The following is a 15,403-nucleotide window of genomic DNA, read 5'->3' as shown; positions in this document are numbered from 1 at the left end:
GGTGTGAACCAAAAGCAGTAATCAAACAGATAAACGGAATACAGGGGAACTTGATGAAGCTCAAGACTTGCCGACACAATCGGCACGGGATCACATTCTCACAACAAAAGTATAAAGATTGAGGCGTCAGACTAATGTCTTATGACAGAAAAAAGTTGCACAGGTTCCCACCCTTTGGTATAAAAAGTCTGCGCTAGCAAGAACAATCAAGAAGCTCGTCACATCGAGCCTGTTAAAACTTTCCTCGCCCAGCTGTAGTTTCTACCGCTGGGCTTTTTATTTCCCATTCCGCGCCTGGATACACAATTTAACATTTGAGTTGTTTTTGTATACAAAACAACTGGTTTGTCCATGTGTAAAAAAGTCGTCTACACACCGAAAAGAGTTGATCACTGGCTAGCTTGTCACCTAAATTAGGAACAAGTGCGGCGATAAGGATGAGAAGATCATGCTGAAACAACTTGAACAGGCCGAGCAAAAATGGGGCGGAGCCAATGCTCTGGTGGATCAATGGTTGAACAACCGCAGAAAGCTACTGGTTTATTACTGTAAGTTGGCCGGACTGGCTCCATATGAAAACCGTGACAAGTCCCTGCCCTGTGTCGATCAGGTTCGCAGCTTCTGCAATCTGCTGGTGGATTATGTCTCGGAAGGTCATTTCGAAGTCTTCAACAAGGTAGTCGACGCCTGTGACGAACAGGGACAATCGAACAAGGCACTGGCACAGCAGTTGCTGCCGAAGATTGTCGAGACCACAGATCAGGCCCTGGACTTCAGCGACAAGTATTCCGAGCTGGAAAGCGACGATCTGCTCTACCAGCTGGATAAAGATCTCGCCGAACTGGTGCACGCCCTGGAGACCCGCTTCCAGTTGGAAGACAGAATGTTGGAAGTGCTGCACAACAAGAAATTGGCACCGACCATCAACTGATCCCTTAACGAGTCTGCAGCTTATCGCCGTTCCTTGCGCCTTATTGCACTCGCTTGCAGCTCGTTTCAGACACAAAAAAGCCAGCTCTATGAGCTGGCTTTTGTTATTGCGATAACTTAAACCGCTGACTGGAAGATCACTTCACCGGCCTTCTTGGTGTAAGACTCCAGTTGGTCGAAGTTCAGGTATCTGTAGGTATCGGCCGCTGTTGCGTCCAGCTCCTTGGCATATTCCTGATACTCTTCAGGGCTTGGCAAACGTCCCAGCAGCGCTGCAACGGCAGCCAGCTCGGCAGAGGCCAGGTACACATTGGCACCTGTACCCAGACGGTTCGGGAAGTTACGGGTAGAAGTCGAAACGACAGTCGCGCCTTCGGCAACCCGTGCCTGGTTACCCATACACAGAGAACAACCCGGGATCTCGATACGGGCACCGACGCGGCCGAAGATACCGTAGTAACCTTCTTCGGTCAGCTGATCCTTATCCATTTTGGTTGGTGGAGCAATCCACAGACGAGTAGGCAGCGTCTTGGCGAACTTGTCCAGCATCTTACCCGTGGCGCGGAAGTGACCTATGTTGGTCATACAGGAACCGACAAACACTTCATCAATCTGGGTGTTGGCTACCTGAGACAGCAATACGGCGTCATCGGGATCGTTCGGAGCACACAGAATAGGCTCTTTGATCTCATTCAGATCGATCTCAATAACCGCTGAATACTCGGCATCCTTGTCGGCTTCCATCAGTTCAGGGTTCGCCAACCACTCTTCCATGCCCTTGATACGACGTTCTATGGTACGGCGGTCGCCGTAGCCTTCGGCGATCATCCACTTGAGCATGACTATGTTGGAGTTCAGGTACTCGATGATAGGATCTTTATCCAGCTTGATGGTACAACCGGCGGCAGAACGCTCGGCGGACGCATCAGACAGTTCGAATGCCTGCTCAACCTTGAGGTGCTCCAGACCTTCGATTTCGAGAATACGGCCGGAGAAGATGTTCTTCTTGCCCTTCTTCTCAACGGTCAGCAGACCCATTTCGATGGCCTTATGCGGAATCGCATGCACCAGATCACGCAGAGTGATACCAGGCTGCATCTTACCCTTGAAGCGCACCAGCACAGACTCAGGCATATCCAGTGGCATAACACCGGTAGCGGCGGCAAAAGCCACCAGGCCGGAACCAGCTGGGAAAGAGATACCGATTGGGAAACGGGTGTGCGAGTCACCACCTGTACCTACGGTATCAGGCAGCAGCATGCGGTTCAGCCAAGAGTGAATAACACCGTCACCTGGACGCAGGGAAACACCGCCGCGGTTCATGATGAAGTCAGGCAGAGTGTGGTGAGTATTTACGTCAACAGGCTTGGGATAAGCGGCAGTGTGACAGAAAGACTGCATGGTCAAATCAGCACTGAAACCGAGACAGGCCAAGTCTTTTAGCTCGTCACGTGTCATAGGGCCGGTAGTGTCCTGAGAACCGACAGAAGTCATCTTGGGTTCACAGTATTGGCCGGGACGGATACCTTCTACGCCACAGGCCTTACCTACCATCTTCTGCGCCAGGGTGTAACCCTTGCCGGTATCGGCAACGTCACCTGGACGCACGAAGACATCGGAGGCTTCCAGACCCAGAGCTTCACGGGCTTTGTCGGTCAGACCGCGGCCGATGATCAACGGAATACGGCCACCGGCACGCACTTCGTCCAGCAGCACATCAGTCTTGAGTTTGAATTCAGAGATAACTTCGTCGCTGTCGTGACGGGTCACTTTACCGGCATAAGGGTAGATGTCGATAACATCGCCCATCTCCATATTGCCCACATCCAGTTCAATCGGCAGAGCACCGGCATCTTCCATGGTGTTGAAGAAGATAGGGGCTATCTTGCCACCGAGGCAGAAACCACCGGCACGCTTGTTGGGCACGAACGGAATATCATCGCCCATGAACCACAGCACAGAGTTGGTCGCCGACTTACGGGAAGAACCTGTACCGACCACGTCGCCCACATAAACCAGTGGGAAGCCCTTGGTCTTGAGTTCTTCAATCTTCTTGATTGGGCCTACTACGCCTGGCTGATCCGGCTCAATACCGTCGCGGGCGTTTTTCAGCATCGCCAGGGCGTGCAGTGGGATATCGGGACGTGACCAGGCATCAGGAGCCGGAGACAGGTCGTCGGTGTTGGTCTCGCCTGTGACCTTGAATACGGTCAGAGAGATTTTATCGGCCAGCTTGGGACGGCTGAGGAACCACTCGGCATTGGCCCAGGACTCAACCACTTGCTTGGCATAGGCGTTACCCGCTTTCATCTTCTCAACCACATCGTGGAAGGCATCGAACATCAGCAGGGTGTGGGACAGAGCCTTGACCGCCAGCGGGGCCATCTGCTCGTTGTCCAATTGGCGGATCAGGGGTTCGATGTTGTAACCGCCCTGCATGGTACCCAAGAGTTCCAGCGCACGCTCGGCGCTCAGGATTGGGGATTTCACCTCACCCTTGGCAACGGCATCCAGGAAACCGGCCTTAACATAGGCGGCTTCGTCAACACCTGGGGGAATACGATTTTCGAGCAGGTTAAGAATAAATTCTTCTTCGCCTGCAGGTGGGTTTTTCACTAATTCAACAAGCTCAGCCACTTGATGTGCATCCAATGGCTTAGGGACTACGCCCTCAGCAGCACGCTCTTCGACGTGTTTACGATATGCTTCTAGCACGGCAACATTCCTCTTTGTTAGGCGCTCTTACGACTGCACGTCTTCATGAATGAAGCTGACAGCCCCACAGGATCGACCCGTAAATTCCGGCCTGCAGTATACTACAGCTTTGCAAAAGTATGAATGAGATCACACTAAGGCAACTGAGAAATCGTGGCAAAATCCCAAGGTCGGCGACACACTAAGCCCCTCATTAAACAAAGGAAATTAGACAATAGTTTGAAAAAATGATTTTTTCATTTAAATACAAATAATTAGATTGTAGTAATCGAATTAAATTCAAACGCCTTCAGCCAAGCGTCTCCTAATCTCCCCTGCCGGGATAATTTTGCATCCCGGGGCCGCTTTTCGTTATCCTGCGTCCAAATCCGCGCCGTTTTTGAGACTTTTACATGCAAGCACCCGCAATACAGGCCGTTATTTTTGATATGGATGGGATATTGATCGACTCAGAGCCCGTCTGGCAGCAAGCCGAGTATCAGGTTTTGCAGCAGTTGGGGATGACTGTCAGCCGTGAAGCCATACAGCAAACCACCGGCCTGCGAATCGATCAGGTGGTGGACTTCTGGTTACAGCGCTTTCCCGAGGTCAAAGTAGAACCTCAATATATCGCCGATCAAATCATAGCGGCGGTAATCGCCTATATCCGCCGCGATGGCAAGCCCATGCCTGGTGTTGTCGATGCCCTCAGCGCCTGTCGCAGCCGAGGCCTGAAAGTGGGCCTGGCCACCTCTTCCTCCTGGGATATTATCGATGCCGTGCTTGGCAAACTCGCCATCACAGAAGCCTTCGATGCGATACAATCGGCTCAGGATTTTCCACTCGGTAAACCCCACCCTGAGGTTTATCTCTCCTGCGCCGCCAAACTGGCACTGCCACCAAGCCGCTGCCTGGCGGTGGAAGACTCTTTCAACGGCCTGATAGCCGCTCGCGCCGCCAATATGCAGACCTTGATAGTCCCGGCAGCCGAGCAGCGCCAGGATCCCCGCTGGGCTGCGGCGCATCATCAGCGTGATAGCCTGGAAGCCCTGCCGGCACTGCTTGATACCCTGTAAGCCCGAATACAACAGAGCCAGGCATCTGCCTGGCTCTGTTTTCTGATAATCCGCCTTACCAGATCTTCACTCTGTCCTCTTCCGACAGATACATCTTGTCAGTCGGCTTGAGGTCAAAGGCTTTGTAGAAACCTTCCACGTTACGGGGAGTGCCCATGGCGCGGTAGTGGCTGGGTGAATGCGGGTCAGTCAGCAGACGACGTCCCAGCTCCTCGTCACGGTAGTTGCGGCGCCACACCTGTGACCAACCGACGAAGAAACGCTGATCGCCTGTCAGGCCGTCCATTACCGGCGCTTCTTTACCGTTGAGGCTCAGGTGATAAGAGCGCAGGGCAACGGTCAAGCCACCCAGATCGCCTATGTTCTCGCCCAGAGTCAGGTCACCGTTGACGAACTTGCCAGGCAGAGCTTCAAACTGGCTGTACTGGGCAGACAGCTGCGCACCGCGCTTCTGGAACTCTTCGCGGTCTTTGTCTGTCCACCAGTTGCGCAGGTTACCGTCGCCGTCATACTTGGCACCCTGATCATCGAAACCATGGCTGATTTCGTGGCCAATCACCGCGCCTATGCCACCATAGTTCACCGCGTCATCGGCTTCCATGTTGAAGAAAGGCGGCTGCAGAATGGCGGCCGGGAACACGATTTCGTTCATCACAGGGTTGTAGTAGGCGTTCACTGTTTGCGGTGTCATGTGCCACTCGCTGCGATCGATTGGCTTGCCCAGCTTAGCCAGCATGTCCTGGTATTCGAAACGGGCATAACGCTGGTAGTTACCCACCAGATCGTCGGCCTTGATCTCCAGATTGCTGTAGTCTTTCCACTTGTCCGGATAACCTATCTTGTAGGTAAACTTGGACAGTTTTTCCTGAGCCGCTTTCTTGGTCTCAGGTGTCATCCACTCCAACTCATCGATGCTGACTTCAAAGCCCTTGATCAAGTTCTTGATCATCGACTCCATCCGCGCCTTGGCTTCCGGCTGGAAGTGACGGGCAACATATTCTTTACCCACCAACTCACCAATCACTTGGTCGGCACCATCGACGGCCCGCTTCCAGCGTGGTTTTTGCTCCTGAATACCCATCAAGGTTTTGCTGTGGAAATCAAAGTGCAGATCGACAAACTGCTGGCTCAGCAAGCCGGCATAGGAGTCCACCAGATGGAATGCCAGGTAGTCTTGCCAGGCCGAAACAGGGAACTTGCCGAACTCGGCGCCCAGTTTCTCAAAGTAGGAAGGTTGACGCACTATCACGTCCTGGGTCTTACCGGTAAGACCGGCAGCCTTGGCGAAACCGTCAAAGTCAAAGCCGCCCATCAACTGCTGCAGCTCTTTCAGGCTCATCTTGTTGTAGGCCTTGTTGGCGTCACGAGACTCGACCCGACTCCACTGGCTCTGGGCAATAAAGAGTTCAATGTTGGCGACATTGGCTGCGGCAGCATCCGCGTGAGGATAACCGGCGGCGCTCATCAGATTGCGGACATATTCACGCATCGCTTCGCGGTTGGCGACAAACTTGGGATCGTCCTTGAGGTAGTAATCACGATCCGGCAGTGTCAGGCCGCTCTGGTACAGGTAAACCCCGTACTGGCTTGAATTCTTGGCATCGTTGTTAACGTAAAAACCAAAGGGAATGCCGGAGCCATCGGTCAGCAGTTTGCCCATCAGCGCGGCAATATCGGCGTGGCTGGCGGTTTTGGCGATATCTGCCAGTTGCCCCTTGAGCGGCGCAATCCCCAGTTGGTCAGTCAGAGTGCTATCCATATAGGCGGCATAGAAATCGCCTATCTTCTGCTCCACTGAACCTTCGGCCTTATTGGGCTTGGCGGCAGCTTCTTCGATAATCTGTTTCAGGGCTGCCTGGCTTTCTTCGTAAAGAACAGAGAAGGCACCATAGTTGGATTTGTCGGCCGGGATAGGCGTAGTGGCCAACCACTTACCGTTGACGCTGTAGTAGAAATCGTCCTGATGGCGAACCTGATGGTCAAAGTTTTCCAGCTCAATACCGGAGGCCTTTTTCACTTCTACTTGCGACTGCGGCGCTTGCTGGCTGGCACAGGAAGCCAAACCAAGGCTGAGGGCGATGCCCAATGCCAGGGTGCTTATTTTGCTCATTTTCTTCCCCGAATTTGTGATTGTTCAGATAGTTATATTGTTACAAAGATACCAGTTTCAAACCTTAGCACTCCCTGTGACCAGTCTGTAGTGGATTTTTGTAAATATCTATGAACACTACAGAGCGGGTCACAGACGGGCTAAGCCCGCCTTAGAAGTTTTTGCCGATAAACAGGTAGACAGCATTTTCGCCATTATCGCTGAAACCAAAGCCCAGTGCCGCTGGTCCCAGTTGGGTATCTGTGCCCAGGAACAGGCTGCTGGAATAGATGAGATCGTTAAACATCACATGTTCATCCAGCCCCCACACATTACCCGCTTCCAGACTGGCCCCCAAGTATAGAGGGAAGTCCTTCATCCCCAGCGCATCACGGCCGAGATCATACTGATAGATAAAGGCACCAAACACCTTCTGGGCGCCGGCAATAGAGTTCTTGTGGTAGCCGGAAAGATTAAGGAAACCGCCGAGGTCGGAGACATAGAGAGTAAAGTTGCCATCTTTATCCACGGTTGAATAAGAGGCCTTACCGACGAAGGAGTGATTGCCGACACTGACCACCCCTTTCCAGTCTGCTTCAATCTGCAACGAGTGCTCGGGGTCTGTCTTGAAGTCGCCCTCCTCATACTCCTCATTGCGCAGGTAGATATTCAGGGTGAAGCGATTGCCCGAGGTGGGGAAGCTGATGCTGTCCAGAGTGTCGTAGCCAAACTTGAAATAGGCGCCGTAAGTGTTGAACTTGAGATCTTCAAAGAAGGCCTCGTTGGACACCACCCCCGACTCACCTGTCAGCCCCAGCTCAATCCGGCCCTGTTTGACATAGTTGTACCCCAAACCCAGGTCGATTCTGTGGCTCTTGCGATCCAACTCGAAGTAGAGTTTGTTGGCATCAAACAGATCCCAGCTCTTGATCTCGTACTGGTAACGGGCGCGGGCATAAAACTGCTGATCCCGGTCCAGAGGTTGATAAAACTCGGTGCCGAGCAACTTCTCGAAGCCCATCTTCACTTCATTGCGCCACTCACCGCCATTTTCGGTGAGGTCTGTCATGGTCAAAGCAGCATCCAGAGTCACTGCCGAGTCCAGCGAAAAGTCGTCTTCCCAGTTAAAACCAAACTGGAAGTAGTTGGGGCCCCAGGACTTGGCCTTGGTGGTCACGGTTAACACCCGGCCTTCATCTGTGTCCTGAAACTCGGCGCTGACCCGCTCGAACTTGTTCAGCGAGTAAAGCCGGGCAATGCTTTCGTTCAACTGCTGCTTGGTGACTCTGTCACCCACCTCGATATCCAGTATGTCATCCAGCAGCGAATCACTGACTTTGGACTGATTGTTAAGGACTATGCGGGTAACGGGCCTCTCCAGATTATCGAGCCAGTCACGACTGGCGTCGCGCTTTTGCTGCACATAAGCACGGTATTCCTCGGGAGGCACCGCCAGTTGGCTCAACCTGGCCGTATGCTGCACCGCGGCCGTCACCCCGGCTTCCAGCGCCTTGGGCATATCAGCAAAGTCTGTGGTGCTGAGCTTATCTATGGCCGGACGGATCAGGATATCGTCTTTGGTCAATAAGGCCTTTTGCCGCTCTGTACTGGCATTGGTCAGCATGGTGGACAGCTGGTTCAACACCGCTATGGTGCCGTTGAGCTGATCCTTTTTCACCAATGGCGAACCTATATCGACGGCGATAATCACATCCGCGCCCATGGCCTTGACCACATCCACAGGCATATTGTTGGCAATACCACCATCCACCAGCAACTTGCCATCGATTTCAGCCGGTTGCAGCGCTCCAGGCACTGTGGCCGAAGCCTGCATCGCTTCCACCAAGCTGCCACTGCTGATCACCACAGGCAGACTGGTTTCCAAGTCGGTGGCCACTGCCCGGTAGGGAATGGACAATTCGTTGAAACTGTTGAACTCCCGCACCAGATCAGTAGTGTTGCGGTACAGTTGCGACATGGTTTGCCCGAGGAGCACGCCACTCGGCGACTGTACTTCACCGCCGCGGATCCCCAGGTTAAGCGGAATATTGTATTGATCTCTTTGCTGCTTATCACGATAGCTCATGGCCTGACGTGGAATGGTATCCGAATACCCCTTGGACCAATCTTCATTCATCATGATGGTTTCAATTTCAGTGGCACTGTAACCCAGTGCATAGAGGCCGCCGACATAGGCGCCTATGCTGGTACCGGCGACATAGTCGACCGGGATATTGTTGGCCTCGAGCATCTTGAGAACCCCGACATGCGCCGCTCCCTTGGCACCACCGCCACTGAGAACCAGGCCCACTTTGGGACGTTCGGCCGCCACGGCAGCCACACTCAACAGAGTGCCTATCAAAACCAGTAAGCGCAGAGAGGTCTTCATACCTAGCAAGAGTTCCAGAATTAGAGTCGGCATATTCTAACAAAGAATTTACAGTAAAGAGAAAGTTCCAAGTGAGTATAAGCAGCGATTATTGGTGGTGCGTCTCGTAAAACCAGGATGCCAGTTCGGCGGCCGGCACAGGTTTGGCAAAGTAGTAGCCCTGAATGATGTGGCAGCCTCTGTGAGTGACCTGTTGCAACTGCTCCCGGGTTTCCACACCTTCGGCCACGACCTTGAGCCTGAGGTTACGGGCCAACTCGACAATACTGCTGACAATCGCCTGATCGGCACTGTTGCCGGCAATATCTTTGAGGAAGGAGCGATCTATCTTCAGAGTGTTGACTTCAAAGTGGCGCAGATAAGCCAAAGAGGAGTAGCCGGTACCAAAGTCATCGATAGCGACTTCTATGCCGTGGGCTCTCAGCTGTTTCAAATGCTGACGGGCAATGTGCAGCTCTTTCATCAACACCCCTTCGGTGATCTCCAGCGCCAGATATTCGGCCGGCATCCCGGTTTCTTCGAGGATATTGAGCACGCCACTGATAAATTCCGGGTGACGGAAATGCACGGCGCTGACATTCACCGACAACTTGAATGGCTCGGCCGCACTCTGACTCCATCGGGCACCATCCTCACAGGCCTGACGCAGCACCCAACGGTCGATGGCCACAATCAAACCACAGGACTCGGCCACCTTGATGAAAATATCCGGCCGCACAAAACCTTCGCTCGGATGATGCCAGCGCAGCAAGGCCTCCATGCCGATAAACTTTTGCTGCTCCTTGACATCAAACTGGCCCTGATAATAGAGCTCAAACTCGCCCTGCTCTATGGCGTGGCGCAACATGGCCTCCAATTTCAAGTGGTACAGCGCCTCGGCATTACGCTCACTCGAGTAGTATTGGAAGTTGCCGCGCCCCTCTTCCTTGGCATGATACATGGCCTGATCGGCGTTCTTGATCAGCGCCTCCGGCTGCCTGGCATCGTCGGGCCAGATGCTGATCCCTATACTGGTGGAAATAAAAAACTCCCGCCCATAGAGTTCGAACGGCTGAGCTATTTGCGCCAACAGGCGCTCACACAGACGGTTGAGCTTATCTATCTCGGCCTCATTCACCAGGATCACAAACTCATCACCACCGAAACGACACAGCACCTGCTCCTGATCCATCACAGACTGCAGCCTGTTGGCCGCCTCCACCAACAGGGCATCCCCCATACTGTGGCCGTAAGAGTCGTTGACATGCTTGAACCTGTCCAGATCCAGAAACAGCAAGGCCAGTTTCTGCTGTTTGTCATCGGCTCTGTCTATCGCCTGCTGCAAGCGGTTGGCAAACAGCGAGCGATTCGGCAAGCCGGTCAGCACATCATAGTTAGCCAGACGGCGCAGATCGGCTTCGGTGCGTTTCCGCTCTGTGATGTCGGAGAACACCACCACATAGTGCTGCACCCGTTCCTTGAGATCCTGCATAGAGGAGATATTGAGCCACACAGGACAACGCGACCCGGCCACGCCGACAATTTCCAGCTCGCCGGTCCAGGATTCCACCCCTTGCAGCAGAGTGGCGACATTGTCTTTGTGGAAGTTTTCGCTAACCACCAACTCGCCAAAGTGTCGCCCTTGCAGGCTATGTCTATCCTGACCCACTATCGACTCAGCCGCTCTGTTGGCTACCTTGATGACCTCATCGGCATCCAGAATAAACACCCCTTCAGAGGTGTTTTCAAACGCCTGAGCCAGCAACTCGACTTCGTCTTCCAACTGGCGCTTGATGGTAATGTCAGAGTAAATCCCGGCAGCCTTGCTGACCTTGCCGGAAACCGGATCATGACTGACAGGCCTGCCGCGCACCCTGAGCCAGCCCCAACTGCCGTCACGGCGGCGATAGCGGTATTCAGACTCGAATCTGTCGCTCTCACCTTCGACCATCTTGTTCCATTCATCCAGCGCTGTGGCCTGGTCGTCCGGATGCACCGGCAGCTTGTCTATGGCGATAAGAATAAAGTCTTCGTCACTCCCCAGCACGCCACCGCGATTATCCAGATGAAACAGGCCTGTATCGCGACGCCACTCCCAAAGATCCGATTCACTGCCCCTGAGCGACTGCCTCAGCCTGTCGTCGCTCTGGCGCAGTGCCAGGTTCATGGTCATAAAACGCCGCACCTGACGCTGACGCAGCAAGACTATAGTGAACACCATAGCCAATAATGCCACCACCAACAGACCTTTGAACCAACGACTCTGCCACCAGAACAGGTCAACAGTGAAAGGGAAACGGAAGGGTTCCGACTGCCAGATACCGTTATTTTGGCTAAGCACCTCCAGTTGGTAGGCACCGGGGATCAACCCTGAAAGGTTGATCTGTGACTGATTTTCCAGCAGTAAATAGTTCCGCTCATCCTCGCCAGGACGTCGTAAACGGTACTTGAGGCTGATAGGCGCATCGTCCAGATAATCCATACTGGTCAACTGAAAGCTGAGCATTCTGGCACCCGGGGCAATGAGCTGTCCCGGCGTAGGCACCAGACTCAGCTCTGTCTTGTTGTCATAGTAGGCGGCAATGGATTCGAGAATGGCGCCGTGCCTTGGAATACGGTTTACCAAAGAATCGACATCCAGCAACATCACTCCATCCGGAGTGCCCACATAGAGCCCCTGCTGTGGTGCATAGAAATAGGCCCCTTCGTTGAGCTCCTTGCCCAGCAAGCCATCGTCGTCGTTGAATACCTTGATTTCACCGCTGTGTTTGTCCTGACGGATCAGCACATAAGTACAACCAACCATACGATAGTCGCCGGTATCCTGCAGGAAAAATACGGTATTGCAGTCCAGTTGCCACTCTTGCGTCAAACGGCGGATCTTCATGGTCTGCAAGTCCAGCTCTATCAGGCCTCCCTGACGGGTAGCCAGCCAGAAGCGGTCTGGGCTCAATTCCAGCAGTTGGCTCACTGTGGGCATATGCGGCAAGTCATCAAATACTGTCGCCAACGAGCGAAAACCGCCGCCCTGCTCCAGATAACCGAACGACTTGTTGCCACCGACCCACAAACGTTCGCTGCTGTCGCGGTAAACGCTATAAATAATCGGATTACTGCCGCTGTATTCGGCGCCGGGCAAATTCCTCTTATTGATGCTGCCCTGCTCCTTGTCCCACTCATAGAGACCATTGCTGGTTGCAAACCACCAGAGATTGCCCTCATGCAGGGTATTGAGCACTGTCTTATGACTCAGGGACTGCCCGCTGCCGCTCCACTCTCCCAAGGGTTGCCCTTCCAGAGTCTGCTTATTCATCACAAACAAACCATTGGTGGACGAAAGCAGCAGGTGTTCTGAATCCAGATTATCTATCTTGTAGATGCTGTCATTGACCTCCATCCCTCTGGGAACCGCCGTTTTGGTCTGCTGAGTCTTGCGGTTAACGGCAATCACGCCCGAGTCGGTTCCCAGCCACAACATCTCGTCGTCGGCCAATATGGTCCACACCATTTCATCGCTGAGCTTATAGGGTTCAGAGGCGCTGAAACTATCCAGTAAAAATTCGGGGGAGTCGGCCACCACGGCCAACGAGTGTCCTGTACCACCGACCCAGATCAAACCATTGCTGTCCACCTGCAGGGCGTTGATGTATTCGATACCGGCCCTGAGCTTTAACTGCTCTTTGAACTGTTTTAATTTGCGGGTGCGCGGAGACCATTTCAGCAACCCCTGCTTACTGGCAATCCACAGGTTACCCTTGAGATCTTCGGTGATCACACTGGTGAAAAAGGGAATTTCGGCCACGGCCTCTATGCGGTTACTTTCAAGGTTAACCCGATAGAAGCCTTTACTGGCCGCCATCCAAATCTGGTTGTTACTGTCGAGAAACAGGGCATTGAGGCGGCCATAACTGCCCTGCCATGACAAGCGTTGTTTGACGCTGCCATTTTGCGATCTCAGCTCCACACCATAGGCGTTACCCAACAGCAAGTCGCCGTTCTCAAGCTGCAGAATTTGACTCCATAGCAGGTCACTGTCGTAGGGTAGGTCAAACAGTTTCTGCAGCTGTTGCAGGTCATGACTCAAGCGCCAAACCTGGCCTTTTTCGGTTAACAACAGCCAGTCACCGGCCGCCGATTTCAAACTCTTCATTAGGCCGCCACCCTGATACTCGGGGAACAGCTCATCGCTGCCAAACTGACGGAAACGGTTATCGGCTATATGGTAGAGGTAGGCATGAGACAGAGTGCTCACCAACATCTGCTGTTGCCCGAGAGACTTGACCAGGGGCAGATATTCATCGGCCATCCGCGACTCCAGGCCGTCGCGGTCCAAACGGCGGATATTGGCGTTACTGAGGCGATACAACCCCTGCTCGGTGGAGAGCCAGATAAATCCCCGCTCATCCATACTGATGTCGAGAATACTGGTATTGATCAAGCCGTCTCTGGAGGAGAACACTCTTTTAACCAACTCATCGGCATATGCCGGTGCTGCCCCCAAACAAAGGCAGAGCAATAACCCAAGACCTGCTGTTATTAGTTTTCTTATCATCGGCTGATGAATAACCTTGGTGACCAATCTTGAATGTACCAGCTAGGCCGCTGAATTTCATCTTGCAAACAACAATTCATTTACATACCCGAGCCAAAGCACAAAAAAATCGGGCCCAGTCAACTGAGCCCGATTTCAATACTTCCTGGGGACAAACGCCCAATCAGAATATTACTTTTTCTTTTTTGCCTTTGGGTTAGGCAGATCTGTGATTGAACCTTCGTAGATCTCGGCTGCCAGCCCTACAGACTCGTGCAGAGTCGGGTGAGCGTGGATGGTCAGCGCCAGATCTTCGGCATCACAACCCATTTCGATGGCCAGGCCGATTTCACCCAGCAACTCACCGCCGTTGACACCCACAATGGCGCCACCGATCACTCTGTGAGTCTCTTTGTCGAAAATCAGCTTGGTCATACCTTCGCTGGCATCGGAAGCGATAGCACGGCCGCTGGCTGCCCATGGGAAGGTCGCCGTTTCGTAAGCTATGCCCTGCTCTTTGGCTTCTTTCTCAGTCAGACCAACCCAGGCCACTTCAGGATCTGTGTAAGCGATAGATGGGATGACTTTAGGATCGAAGAAGTGCTTCATACCGGCAATCACTTCTGCGGCCACGTGGCCTTCGTGGACACCTTTGTGAGCCAGCATTGGTTGACCCACGATATCGCCCACGGCGAAGATGTTGGCCACATTGGTACGCAGCTGCTTGTCGACATTGATAAAGCCACGCTCATCAATCTTGACCCCAGCCTTGTCGGCATCGATCAGCTTGCCATTGGGAGTACGGCCAATGGCCACCAGCACTGCGTCGTAACGCACTGGCTCGGCAGGCGCAGCCTTACCTTCCATAGACACATAAATACCGTCTTCTTTGGCTTCAACAGCTGTCACCTTGGTTTCCAGCATCAGGTTGAATTTCTTCTTGATCTGCTTGGTAAAGACCTTAACCACGTCTTTATCGGCCGCTGGGATCACCTGGTCGAACATTTCAACCACGTCGATTTCACTGCCCAGAGACGAGTAAACAGTACCCATTTCCAGACCTATGATACCGCCGCCCATGACCAGCATCTTGCCTGGGATCTCTTTCAGTTCCAGTGCATCGGTAGAGTCCCAGATACGTGGATCTTCATGAGGAATGAAAGGCAGCTGAATTGGGCGAGAGCCGGCAGCTATGATGGCATTGTCAAAGTTAACCACTGTGGTTTCACCGTCGGCACCTTTCACTTCGAGGCTGTTGGGGCCAGTGAACTTACCGAAACCGTTAACCACCTTCACTTTACGCATCTTGGACATACCGCCAAGACCATTGGTCAGTTGGCCGATCACTTTCTCTTTAAAGCCACGCAGCTTGTCGAGATCGATCTTTGGCTCGCCGAACACGACACCGTGATCCGATACCGCCTTGGCTTCTTCAATCACTTTGGCTACATGCAACAGGGCTTTGGAGGGAATACAACCCACATTCAGGCATACGCCACCCAGAGTGCTGAAACGCTCAACAATCACTGTCTCCAGGCCTAAATCTGCCGCGCGAAAAGCCGCAGAATAGCCAGCAGGGCCAGCACCTAATACCACTACCTGAGTTTTGATTTCGTTACTCATTTTTTCCTCTGATTTCTTTCATTCCGTTGGGGACTGCCAGCCCAACCTGCGATGCGCCAGCTCGAAAGTGCTTGTCTCGTAAGGTGGGCGCA

Annotated in this window: 7 protein-coding genes; 2 read left to right on the top strand and 5 right to left on the bottom strand. The window is 53.2% G+C overall.

Translation table 11 applies throughout. The features are described from left to right. The first annotated feature begins 448 nt into the window (after positions 1 to 448). The gene (locus ACWAU4_RS02345; RefSeq protein WP_025009241.1) at positions 449 to 931 is read left to right on the top strand and encodes an Rsd/AlgQ family anti-sigma factor; all 483 of its coding nucleotides are present in this window, start codon (positions 449 to 451) and stop codon (positions 929 to 931) included. 116 nt (positions 932 to 1,047) lie between these two features. Here ACWAU4_RS02345 and acnB read toward each other — a convergent pair whose 3' ends face one another. Further along, positions 1,048 to 3,645 (bottom strand): bifunctional aconitate hydratase 2/2-methylisocitrate dehydratase, encoded by a 2,598-nt coding sequence (gene acnB / locus ACWAU4_RS02340; protein WP_025009240.1) that lies wholly within the window; start codon positions 3,643 to 3,645, stop codon positions 1,048 to 1,050. Between the two features lie 392 nt (positions 3,646 to 4,037). On the opposite strand from acnB, the gene hxpB reads away from it, so the two are divergent. After that, positions 4,038 to 4,700, top strand: coding sequence for a hexitol phosphatase HxpB (gene hxpB, locus ACWAU4_RS02335; protein ID WP_144216880.1), 663 nt, complete (start codon positions 4,038 to 4,040; stop codon positions 4,698 to 4,700). A 55-nt stretch (positions 4,701 to 4,755) separates the two neighbouring features. On the opposite strand, the gene ACWAU4_RS02330 is transcribed toward hxpB, so the two are convergent. The 4 genes from ACWAU4_RS02330 to lpdA form a co-directional block, all read right to left on the bottom strand. Further along, positions 4,756 to 6,810 (bottom strand): M13 family metallopeptidase, encoded by a 2,055-nt coding sequence (locus ACWAU4_RS02330; protein ID WP_101060241.1) that lies wholly within the window; start codon positions 6,808 to 6,810, stop codon positions 4,756 to 4,758. Positions 6,811 to 6,961: 151 nt separating this feature from the next. Further along, positions 6,962 to 9,178: a patatin-like phospholipase family protein gene (locus ACWAU4_RS02325; protein ID WP_062793714.1), complete on the bottom strand. Its 2,217-nt coding sequence runs from the start codon at positions 9,176 to 9,178 to the stop codon at positions 6,962 to 6,964. Between the two features lie 88 nt (positions 9,179 to 9,266). Further along, a complete protein-coding gene (locus ACWAU4_RS02320) occupies positions 9,267 to 13,709 on the bottom strand; it encodes an EAL domain-containing protein (RefSeq protein WP_454290441.1) in 4,443 nt (1,480 codons plus the stop codon). A 171-nt stretch (positions 13,710 to 13,880) separates the two neighbouring features. Beyond that, positions 13,881 to 15,311, bottom strand: a complete 1,431-nt coding sequence (gene lpdA, locus ACWAU4_RS02315; protein WP_025009237.1) for a dihydrolipoyl dehydrogenase — start codon at positions 15,309 to 15,311, stop codon at positions 13,881 to 13,883. Positions 15,312 to 15,403: the final 92 nt, after the last annotated feature.

It is taken from the genome of Shewanella sp. FeAMO (genome assembly GCF_053653955.1).
The sequence above is the reverse complement of the archived record's forward strand: the minus strand, read 5'-3'. Positions and strand labels throughout refer to the sequence as shown.

What these genes read in the sequence shown, in the direction of transcription:
- ACWAU4_RS02345 (WP_025009241.1), top strand. Translation starts at nt 449, where the DNA reads ATGCTGAAACAACTTGAACAGGCCGAGCAAAAATGGGGCGGAGCCAAT.
- hxpB (WP_144216880.1), top strand. Translation starts at nt 4,038, where the DNA reads ATGCAAGCACCCGCAATACAGGCCGTTATTTTTGATATGGATGGGATA.
- ACWAU4_RS02330 (WP_101060241.1), bottom strand. Translation starts at nt 6,810, where the DNA reads ATGAGCAAAATAAGCACCCTGGCATTGGGCATCGCCCTCAGCCTTGGT.
- ACWAU4_RS02325 (WP_062793714.1), bottom strand. Translation starts at nt 9,178, where the DNA reads ATGAAGACCTCTCTGCGCTTACTGGTTTTGATAGGCACTCTGTTGAGT.
- ACWAU4_RS02320 (WP_454290441.1), bottom strand. Translation starts at nt 13,709, where the DNA reads ATGATAAGAAAACTAATAACAGCAGGTCTTGGGTTATTGCTCTGCCTT.
- lpdA (WP_025009237.1), bottom strand. Translation starts at nt 15,311, where the DNA reads ATGAGTAACGAAATCAAAACTCAGGTAGTGGTATTAGGTGCTGGCCCT.